Source organism: Bartonella sp. DGB2 (assembly GCF_046843095.1).
Classification (GTDB): Bacteria; Pseudomonadota; Alphaproteobacteria; order Rhizobiales; family Rhizobiaceae; genus Bartonella.
Genome location: NZ_CP177325.1, coordinates 34,315 through 56,783, shown reverse-complemented (window position 1 = coordinate 56,783; position 22,469 = coordinate 34,315). Strand labels below are relative to the sequence as shown.

Here is a 22,469-nt window from a genome sequence, read left to right as displayed (position 1 = left end):
CTCCAATGATCAAGCATTTAGATATAAAACCAACAATCCAAACCGACCTTGACGAACTTAACACATTGGCACGTTTTGAAGATAAGCGCGAGGTTGAAGAGATAACAGGCCGCCCGCTTATAGATAATCTAGAATACGGGTACCTAAATGCACAACCATGTATTAGCGCGCGCACCTTGGACGGGCAACTCCTTGCCATAATAGGGATTGTACCCGACTCAAAGCTTAACCATGAGATCTATGGGCGTTTTGGGCGTATCGCTATGGTTGGCACAAAAGCCTTGCCCCGCCATAGAACCGCCGTGTTAAGAGGCAGTCAAGCCTATCTCAAGACTTTAGAAAAAGACTATGACTTTCTGCATAATGTGTGTGACGCCCGCAATAGCTTGCATATCAAATGGCTAAAATGGCTTGGGTTTAGCGTAGGTGAGACGCACTTTCCCCATGGCGCGCGCCAAATCCCCGTCCATTATTTCTACAAGAGGTGTTATTAATGTGTGAGTTTGCAGGAGCGAGCGCGGTTGCTAGCATTGCATCTGCCGCCGTAGGCCTTTTGGGCGTGCAACAACGTTACGAGGGTCAAAAGCGCGCCTATGAAGAGAAAATGGAAGCGTTTAAACAAAACGCAATCAATGCATCTCAGGCAACAGAAGATCAATATTCCAATCTAGGCACCAAAGCCATTCAAGAGGATATGAGTATTGCGCAACAGCAATCTGCAAACAAACTTGCCGAGGCGAGAGCGATTTCGCAAGGCGAGGTTGCGGCATCAGAAGGTGGTGTGAGAGGCAATAGTGTTGGTCATGTTTTGAATGATATCTATCGCCAAGCAGGAAACAATCAAACAACCCTTGATAGCAACCAAAGGATGATGCACGACTATTTACAAGGAGAGATGAAAGCCGCCCAATATAGCGGTCAAAATCAAATTAACTCTTTAGCTATCCCCGAAAAGCCAAGCCTTTTAGGCGCGTTTATTGACGGGGCAAGTGTAGGTCTTAATAATTATAACGATTATCTAGACAGAAAAGCAAGGTATAGGCGCTAATACGTCCTATACCCCCGCCTTATTCCCAAACAATTTCAATAGGATATTCCATGAGTACACAACTTTTTGGTACGAATGTTGATGCTTTGCGTCTTCCAACCATTCCTTTACAGCCCGCAGGTGTTCCAAACCGCCCCACTATCCAACCCCTTAGGCGCGAGGTAGGCGGCAGAGAAAAACAATTCTTTCAAGCCTTATCGACCCTTAATCACAACTTGAATGCTTATATAGATAGATACGAAGATGAAAGGCAAAATCCCTATTCCGAAGAGAATATGAAGGCTTTAGCTAAATTACAAAGCATGAGCCCACAAGAGCTCAAAGCCGCCTCTCTTGAAAATAGCACCAGTGGTATTTGGGTACGCGAGCAACTGAACAATAGGTTACTAGCAGATAATGCCCTTAATGAGTTCCGTAAAAGCTTTGCCCCGTTAGAGTCACAAAGCTTCGACCCCAAGCAAGGGGGTATAGAGGCCACTTATGATACTATGGCAAAACACTTTGCAGACGGCCTTCCCAACTCTATGGCACAGAACATGTTCTATAGCCAATTACACGAGCACAGAACAAGAACAATCCTTGAATATAACCAACGAAAGAACGAATATGCCAAAGGACAAATGCTTTCGGTCATTCATGATAGAATAGGTCAAGACGTGCAAGATGCTAGGAAACAAAACCTATCTCCTATAGGCATTGCCCAGCTTATGATAGAAAACACTTCAAAATATGCTAATTCCTATCACATGACTTCACCCGAGCGAGACAGTTCACTTCTTAAGCAGGTACAAGACTTGATCAAGGAAGGACATATAGCAGAGGCTAAGGCCATCCTTGATCACCCCCTTACAGATGATGAAGGTAAGCTCAGTGTACCTCTTGGACAGAATGTACAATATAAACACTATACCGACCCGCTCTATGGCGCAATCTACGCTAAGGAAGCTTTAGATACGCACCAAAAAGCAAAGGATGAGGCGTTTCAAAAGGCATTCCAAACCTTACAAAATCACGCAGGGATTGAGGACATACACCCGACTCCAATCCCTAATGAGAAAGGTACGGGTTTTACAATGCTCACACCCTCCGCGCTTATTGACGGAGCCGGTGAAAAATTAGAAGAGAGTATAAAAGAATGGCGTACACAAGCCGCACAATTGGGGATGAGCGACGTTGATATAGAGAAAGAAGCCTTTGCAAAGCGCTTAGATTTTTACACCCGTATAGGGCGTCCTAATAAAGATTGGCAGGGGCAATTTGATAACCTTCTTACCCGCGTAACCAACGCAAACGGTGATGCAAACCCACAAGCGCTTAAGGCTTATGAACCCACCTTTGAGTTAGCCTACAATATAGCGAGTCTTAACCCCTCCTATTTGCCTAAGCTCATACACGATCAGCCTACTTCTGATCTATTAGATAGATACATCACAGAGCGTACACATTATAATCGTTCGCCCGAAGAAGCGATGATGAATGCTATTCATTGGATGAACTTACCTAAAGAACAACGCCAAGCAAGTATGTTTGACATTTCAGAGGTAAAGCCAATCACTAAACACGTCTTAAAAAATACATCTGTAGAAGCAAACAGCATAAATAGCGCTATTATTGAGGGGCGTGTTATGAATGAACGAAAAAACGGATATCAGCCTAACATTGTAGAGGAAAACGCTACCCACTATATTAATTCTTCACCCAAATATAATGGTGTGGTTATTGAGAATCACGGCTCTGATCTAAGTCTTTTCAAAGGAATAAATAGTGTAGTTGAGACAGAATTAGATAAAGCTACAAAAGAAGAGCGTGTAAATGTAAAAGATAAACCGCAAGTATCATTAGATAATCTTTATGTTAAGAGAGATCCACTACAGCCTCTTTTCTATATCTATGATAAATATACGGGCACACAAATTAATGTCACTCCTATTACAGAGAGTGATCTACGCAAGGCATCACAGCAAGTCACAGAGGAAGAAACAGCAAGGAAAGAAAAGGCGGTAGCTATTGGAAATCGTGTTGAACAAGTGCAAGAAGACTTACAACAAAAAGATATAGGCGAATTACTATTATCCCCTTATTTCTCAAAGAACAATTTCAAAGAACAGCACGAACAAACACACCAAAAGTTAAAACAAGCTAGAGAAGAGCTGAAAAAACTTCAAAAATAGGTACTATGCCATAAGCGCAGGAGGGTTCTACCCCCTCTTGCGCCTTTTTTAATCCCCCTATCAAACAGGACTATAATAATGGACGACAGAGTTAAACACGCGCGCGACTTTTTCATAGGAAAAGGTTGGGCACCCCACCAAGCCGCCGCCATTGTAGGTAATTTCATAGCTGAAAGCGGCCTTGTCCCAAATGTCATAGGTGACCAAGGCAAGGCTATTGGGATTTCGCAATGGAACAACCGCGCTCCAGCGCTTTTGGCCTATGCCAACGAGAAGGGCAAGGATTGGCGCGATTTTGATCTTCAATTAGAATTTGCCCAACATGAACTAGAAACCACAGAGCACAAAGCAGGAGTAAAACTCCAACAAGCGCAAACTGTGCAAGAAGCTAACGATGCTGTCATTGGCTTTCTAAGGCCGCAAGGTTCTAATAAAGGTGCAGAATACGCTATGCATTATGACAAAAGGCTTGGTTATTCTGAACATATCTACCAAGACTTCGGCGGCGTTCTACCGACTAAGGAATACTTACCACCAGCAGAGGAGCTCTTTCCCGCACCCTTTGGCGCACTACGGCCTCGTGCTGTACGCTCACCCGACGCCCCTACTGGTGCACCCGAGCCTTTTAACCCCTACGCTATCCCCCCTTCTATGGGTTTTTTTGAGAGTGTTAAGAACGGACTCCTATATGACAATACCCTAGCACATTATGTGCATGGCGCTTGGCGCACTGTGCTATCCTATGATTGGAACGACCCACATTTCAAATTTAAAGAAGGCGAGCTAGAAGAGTTAAAAAGCCGCTATCCCGAAGATTATCACCCTCTTATTGCTTCCGCTACTTCCCAAAAGTGGTTAGACTATACCTTAGATAGCATAGACGCAGATCTTTACAGAAAAAGGCGCTATGAGGCTAGCGGTAGGGATGCAACGGCGGGTTATTTCATAGGGGAAGCTATCCCCGAGGCTCTTATGCTTCTTCCCTTTGGTTGGGCGGGGCGTGGTCTTCAAGGGGCGTCCTTCCTAACCCGTGTTGCAGGAGAAGCCGCACTTAATGCAGGAGCCGAAGGCCTACTGAGTTACGGCGCTAAAAAAATGTTTAATGAACCTAACGCGCACCCTTTAGAGGACGCTATGGGCGCAGGGGTTGGTACAGCCGCTTTCATGGGAGTACACGCTGGTACTTTCGGACTCATAAAGACGCTAGGACGAAACTCAAAGACCGCCCCTACTGCTGAACATATGCTTAGCGCGGTGCAATCTGAGGGGAACCCTACAGCCCCACTAAGCACAGCAGAAAGCCCAACAGAGTTTCCCCATAGTCGTAGCGCCTTCATGAATATAAACGATGAAGATGTAGGCAAGCTTTGGTGGTGTCTTACGTCAAGATATCACAGGGCAAGGAACAACATCAAAAGTACCCCAAGAGCGTATGATTATGGCTAATTTAGCTGATGAAACCGCGGGGTTTACCAATTTTGATGCCACACCCGATAGCGCCGCTACCCGCAAGAGCGCTCTCATTCGCGAAACAAGGCCAAAGTGGAGGCTTTCCTATGATAAATCTTTAGAAGGATACCTAAATAGTTTTGGTTTCAAGGGCTGGAACATACAAACTAAAGCTGAGGCCGCTTATGAGTTCTCAAGAAACGTCATGGCAGAACTCCATAACCCCAATAGTTCCCCTAACCCGCACGTAAAGGCCGCCGCAGGAGCCATACGCCCCATTCTTGAAGACTTGGGCGCTCAACTGCACGAAGAAGGGATCATTGGTGACCTTATTCAAGGAGGTTATGCCCCGCTTATCCCCGATAAGAGGCGCGTTCGTTGGTTTCATGCCAACGTTGAAGAACAATCAGTGGTCGAACTCTTGGCTGATGCTTTCCAAAAGCGTAACCCCGAACTACCAAGGGATTTAGCCCTAAAAGGGGGTAAGGCCTATTTTACTAACCTACACCCCGCCTCTTACAACCTAAAAAGAGATATGGGTATGCAGTTTATGGAGGCCAATAAGGAGGACTTTATCAAGGCCGTTCAAGCTGATAGCGCCTATAATGGTGGTGTCACCCGTGAACAAGCCGAACAACTCTACGAAACTATGGAACGTGTCATAGGCAAGACAACCAAAGAGAAAGGAAACTATCGTCACGCAAAAAGACGCTCACTACTGGACTATAATCACGAAGGAACCATTCGCTTAAAAAATGGGCAAACCATGCCTTTAAAAGTGTATGACTTCTTTAATCAAGACGCCGTAGCGGTCATGGAGCAATACACTTCATCAGCCGCAGGGCGCTTAGCCTTGGCAAGAACACTCATCAAAAACCCACAAACGGGAGAGATTGCCCTTAATGGTATTCGCAATGATGCAGACTTAGAGCGGGTTAAACATTGGCTCTCAGATGCTTATAAAGACTATTATAGAAAGGAGAGTTTCGACTATACCGACAAGCTAAACAACGCCTTAGCCAATATAGATTTCCTCTATAAACGCCTCCTTGACATTCCGTTAGAAGGGCACGACACATGGCTTGCAAAGGCACTGCAAAGGGCGCGTACCTATAATTTTATTCGCCTTATGTCAAATATGGGGCTCAACCAACTTCCCGAAGTAGCTAAAACAATCACCGTTTTAGGGGCAACGTCCATTCTACACCCCGCTCACATGGTCAAAAGCCTTGTTAACCTTGTCTCAGGCAATAGAGTGTTTGCAAATGCACTCACTGATGAGATCTCAGAAATGACAGGGCTAGGCTTGATGCATTTACGCCATAGCCCACACGCTTTAGGCGCCGCCTTGCAAACTTCTAAGGATGTAGCCGCGACCCTTGGGCAAAAGCTTGATCACGCTTTGGGTTTTAGGGGCATTAACTACCTCTCACCTATCGTTTATGGACGCCATTACCAATGCCCAACAAAAAATGGTCATAACGCAGTTCAATTCTAAGCTAGCAAAAATGGCTCAGAAACTCAAAACCAGCGAAGGGGTATTTGATCTCTCAAAAATGGACGCTTTAGATAAGGCGCGTTGGGCAACCCTAGGTATGGGTGAGAAAGATCTAAAGCCTCTTCTCCAGCATATGGACGCTTTCGCCTTATATGACGGAAATAAGCTTACAGATCTTCAATTTTCGAAATGGGAACCACAACTTGTCTCTAAATATAAGCTCTTTCTCAATCGTGCTACCAATAAGATTATACAAGAGAACGACATAGGCGCCTTGTCTAAGTGGATGCATAATCCCCTTGCACAAATGTTTCTACAGTTTCGTACCTTTACGCTAGGGGCGTGGTCACATGCCCTCTTATGGCAATTTAACCATATGAGGCTTTATGCTAGGTATCCACACCTTATCATGACCAATCCTTCGCTTTTTGTTGGTGTAATGGCAGAGACGTTCTTTGGTATAATAGCACAGCTCCTTCATGACGCTTCTAACTTAACCACAGAAGAAGGCAGAGAGCGGTTTATGGCTAACCTAAAAGACCCCGCTTACCTATTGAGATCAGGCTTTGGACGGGCTTCATTGGCCTCTATCTTACCAACACTTTATGACACAATAGCCCCTATTATCCCCTTTGCACATCTAAAGCCCCAATTTAGTAACGTACGTAGTTCGGGGTCGTCCATGTCGGCACTTTGGGGTAGTCCAACGGTCGACCTTATGAACAGTGCATCAACCATTTTTAAGATGACCGCTGATGGGGCTACAAGCGATAAAGGCTTCACGCAAAGTCAAATCAAAGCAATATTTCGGCTCCTTCCATGGGGCAATTCCCTACCGCTCATAGCGGGTATAAACGGTCTTATTGAAGACCATCCACACCATTAATGCAAAGTAAAGGACACCATGAATAAATCAAAAGTAACTTATAAAGCAGACGGTACTACCAAGGCTTTTACCGTTTCCATGCCGTACTTGCGGCAAAAACATATCATTGTTGAAGTGAACGGGGTACAAAAGCCCTATCGTTGGCTTAATGACACAAAAATAGAATTAGCAACCGCCCCCGTTTCGGGGGCTTTTGTTACTATCATTCGGCAAACACCAACCGAACCTCTTTACATAGTTGAAAACAACCGCCCAATCCCCGCCTTCTATATCAATGAATTAACCCAACAGGCGATTTATGTTGCTGAGGAAAACCGCGGCGAACAGGGTGTAAAAGGTGATAAGGGGGATAAAGGCGACCGCGGTATACAGGGTATCCAAGGCATAAAAGGCGATAAGGGCGATAAAGGAGATAAGGGCGACCGTGGTATACAGGGTATCCAAGGCGTAAAAGGCGATAAGGGAGACAAGGGCGACCGTGGTATACAGGGTATCCAAGGCGTAAAAGGCGACAAAGGCGACCGCGGCTTACAAGGTATAAAGGGAGATAAAGGCGACCGTGGTTTACAAGGCGTGAAAGGAGACAAAGGTGACCGTGGTTTACAAGGTGCCAAAGGAGACAAAGGCGACCGTGGTTTACAGGGTATCCAAGGCGTGAAAGGTGACAAGGGCGACCGCGGTTTACAAGGCGTCAAAGGCGACAAGGGCGACCGCGGTTTACAAGGCGTCAAAGGCGACAAAGGCGAACAAGGTATTGTAAGTAAAGTTGATGTTCAAAATCTTATAGAACAAGACATAAAACGTATTATAGCGGAGCAGGAAACAAGGTTTCAAAAGGCGCTAACTGATATTAATAAAAGACTAAGACAGTCTTCTACAGCCCCCGATATAGAACTCAAATATACTGAGAGCGGCCATATTGAATGGCCTAAAGACATCAAAGATGACAGCCTTGTTGAAATATGGGCTTGGGGCGGTGGCGGGGGAGGCGGTGATCACCATGGCGGAGGAGGTGGTGGAGGCGAATGTGTCATCAAAAGGTTTTTAAAGAAAGAGCTAGAAGGCTTTGAAGACTTTACTATAGGCAAAGGGGGAGATGGCGGGGCATACAGCGCGTTGCGTGGCTATCGTGGAGGCGATACGCTCTTAGGCGACGGATCTACTTTTGTTTTTTGCGCGTGGCGGCGGCGGCGGTACAGCTGACGCAGGAGGCTCAGGAGGCGGGGTTGAGTGTAAGGGTTTCGAACGAAACAGACCTGGAGATAATGCTACCTATGGCGGTGGTGACGGCGGCGGCGGCCGCAAAGGCGATGACCAACCAATCAGTGATGGCTATAATGGGGGTAACTCTATTTATGGTGGCGGAGGTGGTGGAGGTGGTGGCAGTGCTTCTTCTTTTAGAGGCGTAGGAGGTATCTCTGTCTATGCTGGCAAAGGGGGTGATGGAGGTGAGGGAGATCATGGGTATCATCCTGATTTTGGGGATCGCCCCTACAGAACGGGGTACGCTGGCGCCTTTCCTGCTGCTGGAGGTGGCGGAGGCGGCGGTAACGGATATTATGGAGGCGACGGCGCTAATGGTATGCTCCTCGTCAAAATTTGGTACTAAATCAACATAATTTAAAGGAAACACAGCATGTATTACGCAGTTGTAAAAGAGGGCGTGGTGATTAACACAATCGTTGCGCCCGAGAACTACACCTATCCATTTGATGACGGGGAAGCTATTCCCTCTGAGGAAGCGGGTATTGGTTGGACGTATAAAGACGGCCAATTCACCCCGCCAACACCAACAGAAGAACTAGCAAAGGAACCTAAAGAAGATCTCAAAGAAGAACTCTTAGTTGAACCTAAAGAACCAACAGAAGAACCCAAAGTAGACCAAGTGTCCTAACGTGTTCCTCTAAAATCAATTTAAACCCACCTAAAACGGTCATAGAAGCGCTTTTAATGTATTTTGGTAGTTAACACCACCAAAAGCAAAACGCCTCTCTATGGCCGTTTATATGTAAAAACAAAATAAGGATATCATATCATGAACATAATCCCTCCAATAACAGACACGCCTTTTAAAGACAGTGTAGATATAACCATAGTTGGAAGCGCACTCTCCAGCCCGTTTTGGTTGCCATGGCTGATGACAGTCTCACAAACCACGGCGCTTTTATTTCCGTTGTTTAGTATCATTTGGATAATTGTACGTACTTGGGCAATCATCAAAGATGAAAAACGCAAAGATAATGAACATAGGAGTAATGATGACTGAAAACACACAAAAAGCTAGTCTTGAACTTCTAGAGCGCCTCCATAATCTCATAGCAAAAGACATGCTAGCAAGACTAGAAAGCGGCGAATGTGAAGCCAAGGATTGGGCGGTTATTGTCAAGTTCCTAAAGGATAACGGTATTGATATGGCCTTTGATCAAAGCCAAGATGCCAAAGAGAACTTAACAAGAACTATGGAAGAAGCCGAAAGAAGCTTAAGGAGTATGTTAGTGAACTAGAGGAGGACGGGGGGAGGATTTATTTAATAGTTCATAGAATTTCATAAAATCATCAAAGGCTTTAATAGCCTCCTCTTGAGTCTTTGAATTTCTTAAGCGTGCTATCTCCTTAGGAGCGATTGTTTCTAATTCTTGTTGGAAAAAGTCTAATTGAGTCTTTAAATTTTGCCAATCTTCCCCCCTTTTATTGGCATAAGCCTTAAGCTCAGGAACACGTTTATTCCAATGCGCTATACCTATATCTTGGTTATATTCATCAGGGTACCATTTGCTATAAAATATTCTATCATTATTATCAAACGTTATACCATCTAGAAAAAGTCCATCTAAGATTGCAGGAACTTGGTAAGGCATCCAATTTTTTTCAAAGTAAATATGCGACAATCCAATACGTATAAGTATTTCTAAGTTAGTTCTAGTAATTCTCAAATCAAGCTGTCTTGATGAAAGGTTTAAACGAATTGTATAAATATCATTATCGATCTTACGGTCTTTGTTATTATACCATATATAATTTAGATTATATTCAATACGCGATAATGCGCCCTGCATATTATAAACCTCTGAGAGTAGTTTTTTTTCATCTATTGACACTTTATATTTTTTTTTTTCAAATTGTCTCAATTGCTCTTTTATGGAATTAATAGCCTTATCAATAGCGCTTAAGTCTTCCTTCACACCAGCCCCCGCTGGCACACAGAATAAAGCCATGCACAGCCCAAGCGCGGCTAAAACTTTCCCTATTCTCACCCCAAAATCACTCATTAGTCCACTTCCCCTAACCTTTAACCCAAGGAGGATTACAGAATATGCACAAAATAAGCAACCCAAAAGAAGATTTTAGAGTGTTTCTATTCTTCGTTTGGAAGCATCTAAACCTACCACCGCCCACACGGTCACAGTATATCTTAGCAGAATGGCTAGCCAATGGCTCTAATCGTCTTGTTATTCAAGCGTTCCGCGGTGTTGGTAAGTCTTTCGTAGCCGCCGCCTATGTTTGCTGGAGACTGCTCAACGACCCCCAAATTAAAATCATGGTCGTATCAGCCTCTAAAAGCCGCTCTGATGACTTCTCAAGCTTTGTTTTAAAATTAATTAATCAGATGCCCCTCTTGCGCCATTTGCGGCCAAGAGACGGTCAAAGGTCTTCCAAAATATCCTTTGATGTTGCCCCTGCAACGGCTGATCAGTCATCTTCGGTTAAATCTGTAGGTATGACAGGCCAATTAACCGGCTCTCGTGCTGATCTGATTATTGCTGATGATATAGAGGTAACAGGTAATTCTGCAACACAGATGATGCGTGATAAACTCAAAGAACTTGTCAAAGAATTTGCCGCCGTCCTTAAGCCGCTAGAAACCTCTAAAATCATCTATCTAGGCACACCCCAAACAGAACAATCAATCTACAACGCCCTACCCGAACGCGGCTATGAGATACGTATCCTTCCCGCAAGATACCCTACAGAAAAACAACAGAGGCGTTACGGTGCAAAGCTTGCTGAACACCTTGTCCAAGACTTAGTAAAGAACCCCAAATTAGTAAACCAACCGGTTTGTAAACGCTTTGGCTCTCACATACTCCTTGAGAAAGAAGCCGAATACGGCCGCGCGGGCTTTGCCTTGCAATTCATGTTAGACACAAGTCTTGCAGATGCCGACAAATATCCCCTTAAGTTGCGTGATCTTATCGTCATGGATACCGACCCCAAATTAGCCCCCGTAGAGCTTGCTTGGGGCAATGACCCCTCTCTTTGCCTCTCAGAGGTACCAACAGTAGGCTTTGACGGCGATAGGCTCTATAGGCCGTTTATGGTGTCTAAAGAGCATTGGCAACCCTATACGGGCTCTATCATGGCGATTGACCCATCAGGACGCGGTGAAGACGAAACCACCTATGCCATTGTCTCTATGCTTAATGGACGACTCTTCTTGCTGGATGCAGGAGGCGATAGACGGGGCTATGAAGAAGACGTCTTAGAAAGACTAGCCCATAAAGCTAAGCAATATAGCGTAAAAGAAATCATCATAGAACCTAACTTTGGTGACGGTATGTTTAACAAATTGCTTACACCGGTTATGCAAAGGATCTATCCATGTAGGATTAGGGATAGTGTTCGCTCCCATGGTCAAAAGGAGCGGCGTATCGTCGACACTTTAGAACCCGTGATGAACGGCCATAGGCTGGTGGTTGACCGTAGTCTAATTGAACGAGACTTCAAGTCGACGAGAATATACGCCATAGAGCAACGCAACCGTTACCAGCTTTTCTACCAAATGACCCGTATCACCCGTGATAGAGGCTCTTTGATGAAAGATGATAGGCTAGATGCCTTGGCTATTGCCGTCCATTACTGGACAGATGCCATGGGCAGAGACACCCAAAAGGCCGCCGAACAGTCAAGACAGAAGATCATAGAAGAGCACATTCGCAAGATGAGAGCCTTCACCCCGTTTGGCAAAACCAAGCGTCCTACATTGGTGTATGACCCCTTGGCTTAGAGATAACAGATTAGAATAGCTCTATTTGGCTCATAGAGGATCGTACAGCGGCGTTTAGTGGTCTTTTGGTACAAACTATCCAAAGAGACTAAACGCCTCTTGTATGGCGTCCTAGAAGGTTTTGGAGGTCATGCCTTCTAATCTACCTCCATGCCCGTATAATTTGATCTGATCACGGCTTGAGTCAAGCGAGACAGGGCTTAGGTCAAGCGAGACAGATATCCTATTCCACCTTCCCCTCTTAGAATAGCTCTATTTGGCTCATAGAGGCTCATACAGCGGCGTTTAGTGGTCTTTTGGTACAAACCATCAAAAGAGACTAAACGCCTCTTGTAGGGCGTCCTAGAAGGTTTTGGAGGTTAAACCTTCCGGACGACTTCCCGTAGACAAAATTAGACAAAAAATCAGGCAAAATCAACCGTTGAATTATTGTGTAAAATCAATTGGTTAGAATTACCCTACCCTTAAGGAAGAACCAAACCAAAAATGAACCAAACGAAACTAAACAATGAACTAAACAATGAAAAACAATGAACTAAACAAAACAATGAACTAAACAATGAACTAATAGATAACCTATAGCTAACTTAAGTTATAATATAAGTTAAATTATAGATTACATATAGGTTATTATTAGATACCTTAAGTTTCTATAGGCTATCTATTAGTTTATCTTTAGCTACCTTTAGTTAAACATAAGTTCAATTGTAAATAATTACTATGGTTATAAAGGCTGATAAAGGCGTGAGTAAACTCATACCTACTCCCGACTCACTTAAAAAATATCTATCAAAATTTAGCTTACAAGTTCCTTTCCTTGATAAGCTAAACCACCCCTTACAAACTTGCTAAAACCATATCCAGCCCTAGGTTTGTAAGGGGTTTATCTAACCCGTGGTAGGCGCAGAGACTGTCGACTACCCGTCCTCCAACACATGTTAGTCTCGTGCTTTATCGGCTAGCATGTGTTGGACTTCATCTCGACCCTAAGATGCTGAACGGGGATTAGGGTGGTTTAAAAATTACCAAAAAATTTGAAATACCCAATCAATCAAATAGAGCGCGCGTATCCCCCCGTATGGTTGGGCTATGAGACTCAATTTGTGAGCCGTGGTCACATCACAGGTCACACGCGTACGATAACTCATTGGATTTCCTTGTAAAAAATAAAATGCAATAATATCAAATAGAGAAATCAGGCCTTTTTTAGGTTGGTTTCTCTATTTTTTTCGTAGTCTTATGTTTTTCTTTGTTCCTCTTTTGTTTTTAACTTATTGCTGTTTGAAAATAATTTCATAATCTTCATTTTTCCTGTTGACAAGATAAAAATATCAATGATAGCCATTAGAGCAATCGTTAATTCGATTTGTTCTTTGACAATTGAATATTCTTCTTATGCATGGATTGTTTTAACTTTTCCAGCAAAAGAGGGGCGTTAGCTACATGACGCGCAGTCCAAAATGTAGCCGTCCTGCACACGCAGGGCGCACCTAAGGTGTTCCTTTGAACGCCTTTGGTGTGTTCTGTAGTCTTCTCATCAACGGCCTAAGCTAGCCTTAAGCCACCTCTAGAGCACAAGTTCAACAATCCCTAACCAAAAGGAAATGAAAAATGAAACAACTTATCGCCATTCAATCAACGACCTTCAACAACGCTTCTGTGCAAACGGTCAATGCACGTGACCTCCACGCCTTTTTGAAAATTGGTAAGCGCTTTGCTACTTGGATAGTTGATCGTATTCAACAGTACGGTTTCAAGGAAAATAGCGACTATTTTTTAACGCTTCCCAAAATTGGGAAACGTCAAAATGTGGTTTTAAAGGAGTATCACCTAACCCTTGACGTAGCGAAAGAGCTGTCCATGGTTGAGAAAAACGAACGCGGAAAGCAAGCCCGCCAATATTTCATAGAATGTGAACGCCGCCTAAAGGCCTTACAACCAAACTACGACCAAATAGACTATTCCAGTCCACGCGTCCTTCTTGGTGTCTTCACACATCTACGAGACGAGAACCAACAACTTAAATTTGGATAATATTCACAAACAGGAAATCATAGAAACCTTAGAGCCAAAGGCAGAAGCCTTGGACAAGCTAGCGAACTCTAATGGGCTCTTCACGCTCTATGAGGCGGCCAAAAATTTAAAAGTAAGACCTACATTCCTTACTAGCTATCTTGAGCACACAAAATGGGCGTATCGGCAGAAGAAAGGCGCACCACTCATCCCTTACCAAGACAAAATCGAAAGCGACCTCTTAGAGACCAAAGTTACGTCACTGTGTATTTATGGAAACTATAAAACAGTAACATCAGTACGTATCACCGCTAAAGGCCTTGCAAAGTTAGCTACCGAGCTCTCTACGGTGCACTAAGTCGTTGCAATCAATCAATGGTGTATCCACAACCACTCTTATTCAATTCGCGCAAGGCCGCGCTAAAGGCCGCTAAACAGTTAATTCCACAGGCACCAATAAAGGTCGTACCGGCACGAATAGACGACCAAACGACGCAAGACGTCACGAAAGGCTTCGTTAAGATTATTGGTGAAAAGCTTAATCAATATTCATACCTCTAACCAGTCGAAAGGATTTGTCATGCAACCATTTTATGAAAAGGATCATTTTTGGTCTATACTGATAGGGTTTATAGCAACGCCCTTTGCTCTAGTGCTTGTAGTCTATCCTACGGTAGTTGTACTAAAGTTAATCATTTGCACCGCTTTTGGTCTTGAAATTAATTGGCCAACCACAGCACACAAAGCCCCAACAACCATTGAAGACGCTATCCAGCAAGATAAAGGCAAAGCGAGCGATTGTCTTTATTAAGGCGTCCTTATAGCGCCTTAACACACCTAACCACACAACTTAATCAGCACACAACGGGCTTATGCTTTTAGCATGGCTAAGGGCTCTTTGTGTCTAACGAAAGGTCTAAAACAATGGACAAGAAATATGAACTTACCGACGAAACAAGAGAAACCGACGGCCATATACTCTACCGTATCAGAGCCTTACGTTACTTCGGTTATATCAATACAGGTGATTTAGGCGGCTTTGTAGAGAGCGAGGATAACCTAAGTCATGAGGGGAATTGTTGGGTAGGAGGTGATGCATGTGTTTATGGCGAGGCAAGGGTCACCCAAAACGCGTTTATTAGTGACTATGCTAACGTTTCAGGTAGAGCCCAAGTTTCAGGTAGGGCAAAAGTTCGTGATTATGCGTTAATAACAAATCACGCTCAAGTGCAAGAAAACGCGTTTGTTATTGGAGCTGGACGCGTTTCAGGCCATGCGCAAGTTTCAGGTGACGCTTTTGTTAAGGATCATGCACATATTACAGGCCATGCGCAAGTTTCAGGTGACGTTAAAGTTTTTAACAATGTGCTAATCACAGGTAACGCAAACATAAGTGGAAAGTCACAAATAGGCGGTAACATAGTAATCGCCCACGACATTTAGACAAAGCCTCCTAATCAAAAACTTAATCAGTACACAAAGAGCTTATGCCTAAAGCATGGCTAAGGGCTCTCTTTGTGTCTAACGAAAGGTCTAAAACAATGGACAAGAAATACCAACTTACCGACGAAACAAGAGAGGTAGACGGCCATGCACTCTACCGTATTCAAGCCTTACGCGACTTTAGCGATGTCAAAGCAGGTGATAAGGGCGGCTTTATAGAAAGCGAGGATAACCTAAGCCATGAAGACGATTGTTGGGTAGCAGATAAAGCGTGTGTTTTTGGCAAAGCACGTGTTTGTGGTGATGCAGTCATTACAGGCTATGCGCTAGTTGCAGGCGAAGCGGTTGTTTCAGGTGATGCGCAGGTTTCAGGCTATGCGTGTGTTGCAAGCAACGCACAAGTTACAGGCTATGCGCAGGTTTCAGGTGATGCGCTAGTTAAAGGTGGTGCACATGTTACAGGCAATGCGCAGGTTTCAGGTGATGCGCTAGTTACAGGCAACGCACATGTTACAGGCTATGCGCAGGTTTCAGGTGATGCACAGGTTTCTAGCTACGCAGATATTTATAAAGACACAGTCATCAAGGAGGAATAGGCATGGAAAGGAAATATGAACTTACCGACGAAACAAGAGAGGTAGACGACCGTACCCTCTACCGTATCCAAGCCTTACGCGCCTTTGGCGATGTCAAAGCGGGTGATAAGGGCGGCTTTATAGAGACCGAAGCCAACCTAAGTCACGAAGGTAATTGTTGGGTACTTGATAATGCATGTGTTTATGACGAGGCAAGAGCCACGCAAAACGCGTGTATTGCGGACTATGCTAGTATCTCAGGCAGTGCGCGTGTTTCAGGCAATACGTGGATTTCAGGTGATGTAGTGGTAGGAGGGTATGCCCATGTAGGGGAAAATGCATACCTTACTGAGAAAGCGCGTGTTTCAGGCAATGCATGTATTTTAGATGACGCGTGGATTTGTGGTAATGCGTGGATCTCTTCCAATGCACACGTTTTAGGGGCGGCCAGTGTTTCTGATAATGCACGTATCACAGGTAACGCGCGGGTTTCAGTAATGCATGTATCACAGGCAATGCCCATATTTCAGGCGAAGCTAGCGTTTCAGGTACGGCGAGTGTTTCTAACAACGCGTGTATTTTCGGCAATGCCCGTGTTTCAAATAACGCTAAAGTTTTTGGTAACGCGCTAATCTCAGGCGACGCAATAATCAATGGAAACATGCAAGTTTCCGGTGACACGGTAATCACCGGCGCCCTTACCGGAAAAGCGGCATGATTACAATCTATAGCAAGCCAAATTGTGTCCAATGTACAGCAACTTATCGTGCTTTGGATAAGCATAATATACCTTATATAGTCGTTGATATATCAGAAAATAGAGATGCACAAACACTTGTGGAAAACTTAGGTTATCGTCAAGTACCCGTTGTATTTCTTGATAAAGATAACCATTGGGCAGGTTTCAGGCCGGACAAACTAGCGGCCTTGAGTCGACCTAAAGAATAAGGGGGGTCTAATTTTGGTTTATCAATAGGAAATGGAGGACTAAATACATGGTTAAAAAAAGAGGTAAGTCTTGGCTAGCTGATGTACGCGATAAAAGCGGTAAGAGACATAGGCCAACTTTTAAAACAGAATTGGAGGCTACTACATGGGAACATAACGCACGTCTAGCTGTCTCTTTAGGGCTAGCACTTCCAACTGCACCAGCTCTCAAAAAGACAAGAAAAAGTTATCTTGCGCCTAATAGTTTGCGGGTTTTGGGTAACCTTTTTGAGTTCGTGTGTCGTACCGAATGGTCGACTAAGCGTTCGGCAGTTATGCTAATCCTACATGGACGGCATATATGCGAACACTTTGGCTACCAAAAGGACATAGCGGAAATAAGCGCAAGTGATATAACAGCAATGAAAATGAAGTTTGCAAGCCAAAAGTCAAGCGCGTCGACGATTAACACAAAACTTTCGGCACTTTCTAAAATGCTAAAGGTTGCTCTTGATCATGAGGTGATAAGCAAACTACCACGCTTTACATGGAACCCAATTGTTAAGACACGTTTCCGCTATTTAGAGGATCACGAAGATGCAAAAATATTGGAATATTTCCAAAACAATAACCTACCACTCATGCATGACTTTACGGCACTTTTGCTAGACACTGGAGCGCGGTGTGTTTCTGAGATGTTACGCGTGAAGTGGAAGGATTTTGGCGAGGGTTTTGAAAGCGTAACCTTTTGGCACACGAAAACCAATAGGCCGCGTACCATACCCCTTACTAGCCGTAGCCGCGCTATTCTTGAGAGGCTTTCAAGCAGTAAAGGAAAACGTTCACGACCTTTTGAAGACTTGACAGAAAAACAAGCGCGTATAGAATGGCGCAGGATGTGTGATAACCTCCAGCTATTGGATGTTACTTTCCATACCTTACGGCATACGTGTTGTACACGCTTAGTAAAGCGAGGTGCAGATATACGTCGTGTTATGGAATGGATGGGGCACACCAGTATAAATACGACTATGCGCTATATGCAACTTAAGCCTAGTGCTCTGAAAGATATTGTACATCTTTTAGAGGTAGCATAACAGAAAGGAGTAAGTACCTTTCCGTAGGCATTATTGAGAACTAAAGTGGTAAATTTTGTGTCCTTACTTGTGACCATATTGTTTTTAAATGGTATCAAAATTAGGACACAAAATCCTTAAAATTCAGGGTTTCTTTTTGATATATAATAAATTTTTATAATTTCATAGCAACGTACACCACTAGGAGCGTAGACTTCAACAACATCACCCTCTTGCTTGCCGATAAGGGCGCGGGCAATGGGTGAAGATATAGAAATTTTTCCTTTTTTTACATCAGCCTCTTGATCGCCAACAATTTGATACGTCTTTTCTTCTTCGCTTTCCTCGTCCAATAATTGCACGGTAGCGCCGAATTTAATTTTATCACCTGAGAGCTTTGTCACATCAATAACTTCAGCTCGAGCGATATAATCTTCAAGTTCATTCACGCGCCCCTCGTTATGGCTTTGGGCTTCCTTAGCTGCATGATATTCAGCATTTTCTGAAAGATCTCCATGAGCCCGAGCTTCCGCGATAGCTTCAATAATTCGCGGGCGCTCTTCCTGCTGGCGCCAGCGCAACTCTTCTTTAAGCGCTGCAAAACCGCCAGTTGTCATCGGAACCTTTTCCATTTCTGTGCCTTTCTACAATACACATTCATTCCCAAAAGCTTTGTAGCCTTTGCGAACCCGATCCGTAGATGTTGTTAAACACGCCAATAATTTTGCCCCTCTTTTCAATTGGAGCAAATGGGTAAAATGACGTATACGGACAAACCAAACCTTGTTTAAAATATACATTATTATTGAGCCATTTTCCATAGAAAATTAAGGCTAAGATTTTAGTTTACCATAATCTCCCTTAAAATAGTGGAATATAAGGCTTACGAAACAACGAAATAATTAAGCCTATGATCTAGGCAAGGACATGGAGTGATCCTATAATGAACAAAATGGCTCATCGGTAAAGCTGCGAGGCAAGATGGTTAAATTCCTAAGCGCTCTTTTCCTTGCTACAGCCTTTTGTAGCGACGCTTCCGCGTGGGGGACCGAAGCATTTAGCACAGTAGGCCTTAATTTGCGTATGGGCCCAAGCATACGTCATCATATTTTAAGCATGATCCCTGCGGGACAACTCTTAAACGTCCGCTACTGTCAAAATAAATGGTGCCACGTTATTTACGGGAAACATAAAGGCTGGGTTGCGGTGCGTTACCTCGCTTTTAATGATAGCAACAGTATTTATCAGACCTACCACCTAAAATCTTCAGATCCAACCTCTCCCTCCGAAGCTACTTACCACCCGCGCCTCTTTACTTCAGATAAAGCTAAAATAGCCCCGCGCTTGACGCGCCCCATTTCCCATTAACAATATTAAGACCTAATAAATGACTAAAAATAAAAAAACCACGCTGCACCTAGAACCGAACAATCGCAACGAAAGCAGAACCGGAAGCAAAGTACCGCAAGAGGCTACTGCAAGCCCATTGAAAGCTTGGATAAATGAAATTACAGCGCAAAGCCCACATAACGCAAATACGGATGCTACTCTAACAGACACAAAGGCTGAAACACAAGACCGTGCCAAAAAGGCTGGCATTGCCCAAGCGCACGCGAAAACTCTCCCACCAAGCAAACCAAAAGAAAAAACAAAAAAAATGCCGCGCGCACCCTTTCCAGCCAAACAACGTGCACAAGCGGGACTTAGCCCTATTTCGGGGCTAGATATCCCTTTGGAAAAAACCAGCGACCTTCCTAGTGGCACTACGGCGACAGTTGAGGCCTTAGCGGCGCTTATAACCTCTGGCAACCCCTTATTAAAGGATGGGGAATTATGGACACCACATCGGCCGATACGACCGCCAAAATCTGAAGGTGGTCTGACCTTTAAAATAGAAACACCCTTCTCGCCAGCAGGGGATCAACCACAAGCCATCCGCGACCTTGTAGAAGGTTTACGTAATCAAGAACGTAGTCAAGTGCTTTTAGGCGTGACGGGTTCAGGAAAAACCTTCACCATGGCTAAAGTGATTGAAGAAACCCAACGACCTGCTTTAATCCTTGCCCCTAATAAAACGCTTGCCGCTCAACTATATTCTGAATTTAAAAACTTTTTTCCTCATAACGCTGTGGAATACTTTGTATCTTTTTACGACTATTATCAGCCAGAGGCTTATGTAGCACGTTCTGATACCTATATTGAAAAAGAATCCACCATTAACGAGCAAATTGATCGCATGCGCCACGCCGCCACCCGCGCGGTACTAGAACGTGACGATGTAATTATCGTAGCCTCTGTCTCATGCATTTATGGGATTGGTTCAGTCGAAACCTACACAGCAATGACTTCACAAATCGCTCTAGGCGATAGGATCAACCAGCGCCAATTACTCGCAGATCTGGTAGCTCAGCATTACAAGCGCCAAGACATGAATTTTGTGCGTGGCAGCTTTCGGGTACGGGGCGATATTATTGAACTCTTTCCAGCCCACTTGGAAAACCGCGCTTGGCGCATTTCGTTGTTTGGCGATGAAGTTGATGGCATTACCGAGTTTGATCCCCTCACCGGCCAAAAAACTGGGGATTTACAATCTGTAAAAATCTATGCAAATTCGCACTATGTCACGCCGAAACCTACCCTTAATCAAATGGTTAAAGCCATACGAGTGGAATTGCGGGAACGGCTTGCCGAGCTTACCCAAGCCGGCCGTCTATTAGAAGCACAGCGACTTGAACAGCGCACCACCTTTGACCTTGAAATGATCGAAGCTACAGGAAGTTGCGCGGGTATTGAAAACTATTCTCGCTACCTAACGGGTCGAAAACCCGGCGAACCACCGCCTACTCTCTTTGAATATATACCTGAAAATGCTTTAATTTTTATAGATGAAAGCCATGTGACCATTCCACAAATTGGTGGCATGTATCGTGGCGACTTTCGTCGCAAAGCCACCTTGGCTGAATATGGATTCCGCCTGCCTTCTTGTATGGATAATCGGCCTTTACGCTTTGAAGAATGGGACGCCATGCGCCCACAAACCATCAATGTTTCTGCTACTCCTGGCCGATGGGAGTTGGAGCAAACTGGAGGTGTCTTTGCCGAGCAGATTATCCGCCCCACTGGACTTATCGACCCGCCGGTAGACATCCATCCCGCTAAAACTCAAGTGGATCACCTATTAGGAGAAATTCAAGCCACTACTAAAAAGGGGTATCGTATCCTTGTTACCGTCTTAACCAAACGCATGGCGGAAGACTTAACGGAGTATCTACACGAGCACGGGGTGCGGGTGCGCTATATGCATTCAGATATTGATACACTTGAAAGAATTGAGATTATCCGCGATTTACGGCTTGGGACTTTTGACGTTCTTATCGGCATTAACCTATTGCGTGAAGGCTTAGACATCCCTGAATGCGGTTTGGTTGCTATTCTTGATGCTGACAAGGAAGGGTTTTTGCGCTCCCAAACCTCGCTCATCCAAACAATTGGTCGAGCTGCTCGTAATGTGGAAGGGCGTGTTATTCTTTATGCCGACAAAAAAACTGGTTCCATTGAGCGCGCCCTCAATGAAACCAACCGCCGGCGCGAAAAGCAATTAGCCTATAATAAGGCTCATAATATCACCCCCGCTAGTATACAGAAAAATATTAGTGATATACTTGATTCTGTCTACGAACGTGACCATGTGCGCGCTGATATTTCTGAATTCACTGAACAAGGCGCTATGATAGGCAATAATATGGCTAGCCACATTACAGCTTTAGAAAAGCAGATGTTAGCCGCCGCTGCTGATTTAAAATTTGAGGAAGCCGCTCGCCTACGTGACGAGGTTCAGCGCTTACAAAAAATTGAGCTTGCCATTGCCGACGACCCGCTCACCCACCAATCCGAACACCAATTAGCTACAAAAAAGAGCCGTAAAGCCCGCGGCCTGCAAAGCGTAAATAACGCGCCTACCGCAGGTGGCAAAGGAAAAAGTAAAAGCAGCACAAATAAACTAAAAAGTGCTAGCGAAAGTATAAAGCCAGCCAAAGCAGAAAAGAGCTATTTTCGCAAAAATTCTCTTGATGAAATGACCATAGGACGTACTGAAGTCCCGCTGATGCCTGCAGCTACAAAACCAGTAAAACACAAAAAAAGCCACCCTCCTCGCTAGCCTCTAAAACCACTCACTAAAGGGGCTATCTTTAAAATAATATCGTGAATAACCCATAGACTATCAAAACAGGCAAACATAATAATAATAACCACCATAATATGGTCTTTTGTGCTTATTGGACAAAAAAGGAAAGAATAAAATGAATCATATTAATATGGTCCCAACATGTATAAATTTTTAAAAAAGCTTTTAAACATCTATAAAATATTATTTATT

General features: G+C 44.2%; 25 protein-coding genes and 1 pseudogene. 22 read left to right on the top strand and 4 right to left on the bottom strand.

The annotated features are described in order from the left end of the window. Positions 1–5 precede the first annotated feature (5 nt). The 11 genes from ACK28X_RS00300 (at position 6) to ACK28X_RS00250 (ending at position 9,556) form a co-directional block, all read left to right on the top strand. Entirely contained in the window at positions 6–494 is a 489-nt protein-coding gene (locus ACK28X_RS00300) for a hypothetical protein (RefSeq protein WP_412057722.1), read from the top strand. After that, positions 494–1,048, top strand: coding sequence for a hypothetical protein (locus ACK28X_RS00295; protein ID WP_412057721.1), 555 nt, complete (start codon positions 494–496; stop codon positions 1,046–1,048). Before ACK28X_RS00300 ends, ACK28X_RS00295 begins: the two co-directional genes overlap by 1 nt. 50 nt (positions 1,049–1,098) lie before the next feature. Continuing rightward, positions 1,099–3,219 (top strand): hypothetical protein, encoded by a 2,121-nt coding sequence (locus ACK28X_RS00290; protein ID WP_412057720.1) that lies wholly within the window; start codon positions 1,099–1,101, stop codon positions 3,217–3,219. A 78-nt stretch (positions 3,220–3,297) separates the two neighbouring features. Further along, complete coding sequence (locus ACK28X_RS00285; RefSeq protein ID WP_412057719.1) at positions 3,298–4,665, top strand: phage tail tip lysozyme; 1,368 nt, start codon at positions 3,298–3,300, stop codon at positions 4,663–4,665. Then, complete coding sequence (locus ACK28X_RS00280; protein ID WP_412057718.1) at positions 4,658–6,166, top strand: hypothetical protein; 1,509 nt, start codon at positions 4,658–4,660, stop codon at positions 6,164–6,166. Before ACK28X_RS00285 ends, ACK28X_RS00280 begins: the two co-directional genes overlap by 8 nt. 10 nt (positions 6,167–6,176) lie before the next feature. Then, positions 6,177–7,052 (top strand): hypothetical protein, encoded by an 876-nt coding sequence (locus ACK28X_RS00275; protein WP_412057717.1) that lies wholly within the window; start codon positions 6,177–6,179, stop codon positions 7,050–7,052. A gap of 18 nt (positions 7,053–7,070) precedes the next feature. Then, complete coding sequence (locus ACK28X_RS00270) at positions 7,071–8,255, top strand: phage tail fiber protein (protein WP_412057716.1); 1,185 nt, start codon at positions 7,071–7,073, stop codon at positions 8,253–8,255. Then, the gene (locus ACK28X_RS00265; RefSeq protein WP_412057715.1) at positions 8,218–8,661 is read left to right on the top strand and encodes a hypothetical protein; all 444 of its coding nucleotides are present in this window, start codon (positions 8,218–8,220) and stop codon (positions 8,659–8,661) included. The genes ACK28X_RS00270 and ACK28X_RS00265 overlap by 38 nt, the downstream gene beginning before the upstream one ends. A gap of 27 nt (positions 8,662–8,688) precedes the next feature. After that, a complete protein-coding gene (locus ACK28X_RS00260) occupies positions 8,689–8,946 on the top strand; it encodes a hypothetical protein (protein WP_412057714.1) in 258 nt (85 codons plus the stop codon). Between the two features lie 141 nt (positions 8,947–9,087). Further along, complete coding sequence (locus tag ACK28X_RS00255) at positions 9,088–9,318, top strand: hypothetical protein (RefSeq protein WP_412057713.1); 231 nt, start codon at positions 9,088–9,090, stop codon at positions 9,316–9,318. After that, positions 9,308–9,556 (top strand): hypothetical protein, encoded by a 249-nt coding sequence (locus ACK28X_RS00250; RefSeq protein WP_412057712.1) that lies wholly within the window; start codon positions 9,308–9,310, stop codon positions 9,554–9,556. The genes ACK28X_RS00255 and ACK28X_RS00250 overlap by 11 nt, the downstream gene beginning before the upstream one ends. Here ACK28X_RS00250 and ACK28X_RS00245 read toward each other — a convergent pair. Further along, the gene (locus tag ACK28X_RS00245; protein WP_412057711.1) at positions 9,545–10,321 is read right to left on the bottom strand and encodes a phage tail tip lysozyme; all 777 of its coding nucleotides are present in this window, start codon (positions 10,319–10,321) and stop codon (positions 9,545–9,547) included. The two genes, ACK28X_RS00250 and ACK28X_RS00245, sit on opposite strands and share 12 nt — an antisense overlap. 44 nt (positions 10,322–10,365) lie before the next feature. Here ACK28X_RS00245 and terL point away from each other — a divergent pair, with 44 nt between their 5' ends. After that, entirely contained in the window at positions 10,366–12,057 is a 1,692-nt protein-coding gene (gene terL, locus ACK28X_RS00240; protein WP_412057710.1) for a phage terminase large subunit, read from the top strand. Positions 12,058–13,079: 1,022 nt separating this feature from the next. Here the strand turns inward: terL and ACK28X_RS00235 are convergent. Continuing rightward, positions 13,080–13,205, bottom strand: a complete 126-nt coding sequence (locus ACK28X_RS00235; RefSeq protein ID WP_412057709.1) for a hypothetical protein — start codon at positions 13,203–13,205, stop codon at positions 13,080–13,082. A gap of 463 nt (positions 13,206–13,668) precedes the next feature. Between ACK28X_RS00235 and ACK28X_RS00230 the strand changes: the two genes are divergently transcribed. Together ACK28X_RS00230 and ACK28X_RS00225 are read left to right on the top strand one after the other, a co-directional pair. Beyond that, positions 13,669–14,091, top strand: a complete 423-nt coding sequence (locus tag ACK28X_RS00230) for an antA/AntB antirepressor family protein (RefSeq protein ID WP_412057708.1) — start codon at positions 13,669–13,671, stop codon at positions 14,089–14,091. A 49-nt stretch (positions 14,092–14,140) separates the two neighbouring features. Continuing rightward, a complete protein-coding gene (locus ACK28X_RS00225; protein ID WP_412057707.1) occupies positions 14,141–14,428 on the top strand; it encodes a phage antirepressor KilAC domain-containing protein in 288 nt (95 codons plus the stop codon). A 10-nt stretch (positions 14,429–14,438) separates the two neighbouring features. On the opposite strand, the gene ACK28X_RS00220 is transcribed toward ACK28X_RS00225, so the two are convergent. Then, positions 14,439–14,576 (bottom strand): hypothetical protein, encoded by a 138-nt coding sequence (locus tag ACK28X_RS00220; RefSeq protein ID WP_412057706.1) that lies wholly within the window; start codon positions 14,574–14,576, stop codon positions 14,439–14,441. A 74-nt stretch (positions 14,577–14,650) separates the two neighbouring features. On the opposite strand from ACK28X_RS00220, the gene ACK28X_RS00215 reads away from it, so the two are divergent. The 6 genes from ACK28X_RS00215 (at position 14,651) to ACK28X_RS00190 (ending at position 18,112) form a co-directional block, all read left to right on the top strand. Next, the gene (locus ACK28X_RS00215) at positions 14,651–14,881 is read left to right on the top strand and encodes a hypothetical protein (RefSeq protein WP_412057705.1); all 231 of its coding nucleotides are present in this window, start codon (positions 14,651–14,653) and stop codon (positions 14,879–14,881) included. Positions 14,882–14,994: 113 nt separating this feature from the next. Next, entirely contained in the window at positions 14,995–15,513 is a 519-nt protein-coding gene (locus tag ACK28X_RS00210) for a hypothetical protein (protein WP_412057704.1), read from the top strand. 98 nt (positions 15,514–15,611) lie between these two features. Next, positions 15,612–16,109 (top strand): hypothetical protein, encoded by a 498-nt coding sequence (locus tag ACK28X_RS00205; protein WP_412057703.1) that lies wholly within the window; start codon positions 15,612–15,614, stop codon positions 16,107–16,109. Positions 16,110–16,111: 2 nt separating this feature from the next. Then, the gene (locus ACK28X_RS00200; RefSeq protein ID WP_412057702.1) at positions 16,112–16,720 is read left to right on the top strand and encodes a hypothetical protein; all 609 of its coding nucleotides are present in this window, start codon (positions 16,112–16,114) and stop codon (positions 16,718–16,720) included. 82 nt (positions 16,721–16,802) lie between these two features. Further along, the gene (nrdH, locus tag ACK28X_RS00195) at positions 16,803–17,036 is read left to right on the top strand and encodes a glutaredoxin-like protein NrdH (RefSeq protein ID WP_412057701.1); all 234 of its coding nucleotides are present in this window, start codon (positions 16,803–16,805) and stop codon (positions 17,034–17,036) included. A 47-nt stretch (positions 17,037–17,083) separates the two neighbouring features. Beyond that, positions 17,084–18,112, top strand: a complete 1,029-nt coding sequence (locus ACK28X_RS00190; RefSeq protein ID WP_412057700.1) for a tyrosine-type recombinase/integrase — start codon at positions 17,084–17,086, stop codon at positions 18,110–18,112. 116 nt (positions 18,113–18,228) lie between these two features. Here ACK28X_RS00190 and greA read toward each other — a convergent pair whose 3' ends face one another. Further along, entirely contained in the window at positions 18,229–18,723 is a 495-nt protein-coding gene (greA, locus tag ACK28X_RS00185; protein WP_412057699.1) for a transcription elongation factor GreA, read from the bottom strand. Between the two features lie 349 nt (positions 18,724–19,072). Between greA and ACK28X_RS00180 the strand changes: the two genes are divergently transcribed. Further along, positions 19,073–19,459: an SH3 domain-containing protein gene (locus ACK28X_RS00180; protein WP_412057698.1), complete on the top strand. Its 387-nt coding sequence runs from the start codon at positions 19,073–19,075 to the stop codon at positions 19,457–19,459. Positions 19,460–19,688: 229 nt separating this feature from the next. Continuing rightward, positions 19,689–21,972: pseudogene (gene uvrB / locus ACK28X_RS00175) on the top strand (excinuclease ABC subunit UvrB); the annotation flags it as partial. Positions 21,973–22,469: the final 497 nt, after the last annotated feature.

What these genes read in the sequence shown, in the direction of transcription:
- ACK28X_RS00300 (WP_412057722.1), top strand. Translation starts at nt 6, where the DNA reads ATGATCAAGCATTTAGATATAAAACCAACAATCCAAACCGACCTTGAC.
- ACK28X_RS00295 (WP_412057721.1), top strand. Translation starts at nt 494, where the DNA reads ATGTGTGAGTTTGCAGGAGCGAGCGCGGTTGCTAGCATTGCATCTGCC.
- ACK28X_RS00290 (WP_412057720.1), top strand. Translation starts at nt 1,099, where the DNA reads ATGAGTACACAACTTTTTGGTACGAATGTTGATGCTTTGCGTCTTCCA.
- ACK28X_RS00285 (WP_412057719.1), top strand. Translation starts at nt 3,298, where the DNA reads ATGGACGACAGAGTTAAACACGCGCGCGACTTTTTCATAGGAAAAGGT.
- ACK28X_RS00280 (WP_412057718.1), top strand. Translation starts at nt 4,658, where the DNA reads ATGGCTAATTTAGCTGATGAAACCGCGGGGTTTACCAATTTTGATGCC.
- ACK28X_RS00275 (WP_412057717.1), top strand. Translation starts at nt 6,177, where the DNA reads ATGGCTCAGAAACTCAAAACCAGCGAAGGGGTATTTGATCTCTCAAAA.
- ACK28X_RS00270 (WP_412057716.1), top strand. Translation starts at nt 7,071, where the DNA reads ATGAATAAATCAAAAGTAACTTATAAAGCAGACGGTACTACCAAGGCT.
- ACK28X_RS00260 (WP_412057714.1), top strand. Translation starts at nt 8,689, where the DNA reads ATGTATTACGCAGTTGTAAAAGAGGGCGTGGTGATTAACACAATCGTT.
- ACK28X_RS00255 (WP_412057713.1), top strand. Translation starts at nt 9,088, where the DNA reads ATGAACATAATCCCTCCAATAACAGACACGCCTTTTAAAGACAGTGTA.
- ACK28X_RS00250 (WP_412057712.1), top strand. Translation starts at nt 9,308, where the DNA reads ATGATGACTGAAAACACACAAAAAGCTAGTCTTGAACTTCTAGAGCGC.
- ACK28X_RS00245 (WP_412057711.1), bottom strand. Translation starts at nt 10,321, where the DNA reads ATGAGTGATTTTGGGGTGAGAATAGGGAAAGTTTTAGCCGCGCTTGGG.
- terL (WP_412057710.1), top strand. Translation starts at nt 10,366, where the DNA reads ATGCACAAAATAAGCAACCCAAAAGAAGATTTTAGAGTGTTTCTATTC.
- ACK28X_RS00235 (WP_412057709.1), bottom strand. Translation starts at nt 13,205, where the DNA reads ATGAGTTATCGTACGCGTGTGACCTGTGATGTGACCACGGCTCACAAA.
- ACK28X_RS00230 (WP_412057708.1), top strand. Translation starts at nt 13,669, where the DNA reads ATGAAACAACTTATCGCCATTCAATCAACGACCTTCAACAACGCTTCT.
- ACK28X_RS00215 (WP_412057705.1), top strand. Translation starts at nt 14,651, where the DNA reads ATGCAACCATTTTATGAAAAGGATCATTTTTGGTCTATACTGATAGGG.
- ACK28X_RS00210 (WP_412057704.1), top strand. Translation starts at nt 14,995, where the DNA reads ATGGACAAGAAATATGAACTTACCGACGAAACAAGAGAAACCGACGGC.
- ACK28X_RS00205 (WP_412057703.1), top strand. Translation starts at nt 15,612, where the DNA reads ATGGACAAGAAATACCAACTTACCGACGAAACAAGAGAGGTAGACGGC.
- ACK28X_RS00200 (WP_412057702.1), top strand. Translation starts at nt 16,112, where the DNA reads ATGGAAAGGAAATATGAACTTACCGACGAAACAAGAGAGGTAGACGAC.
- nrdH (WP_412057701.1), top strand. Translation starts at nt 16,803, where the DNA reads ATGATTACAATCTATAGCAAGCCAAATTGTGTCCAATGTACAGCAACT.
- ACK28X_RS00190 (WP_412057700.1), top strand. Translation starts at nt 17,084, where the DNA reads ATGGTTAAAAAAAGAGGTAAGTCTTGGCTAGCTGATGTACGCGATAAA.
- greA (WP_412057699.1), bottom strand. Translation starts at nt 18,723, where the DNA reads ATGGAAAAGGTTCCGATGACAACTGGCGGTTTTGCAGCGCTTAAAGAA.
- ACK28X_RS00180 (WP_412057698.1), top strand. Translation starts at nt 19,073, where the DNA reads ATGGTTAAATTCCTAAGCGCTCTTTTCCTTGCTACAGCCTTTTGTAGC.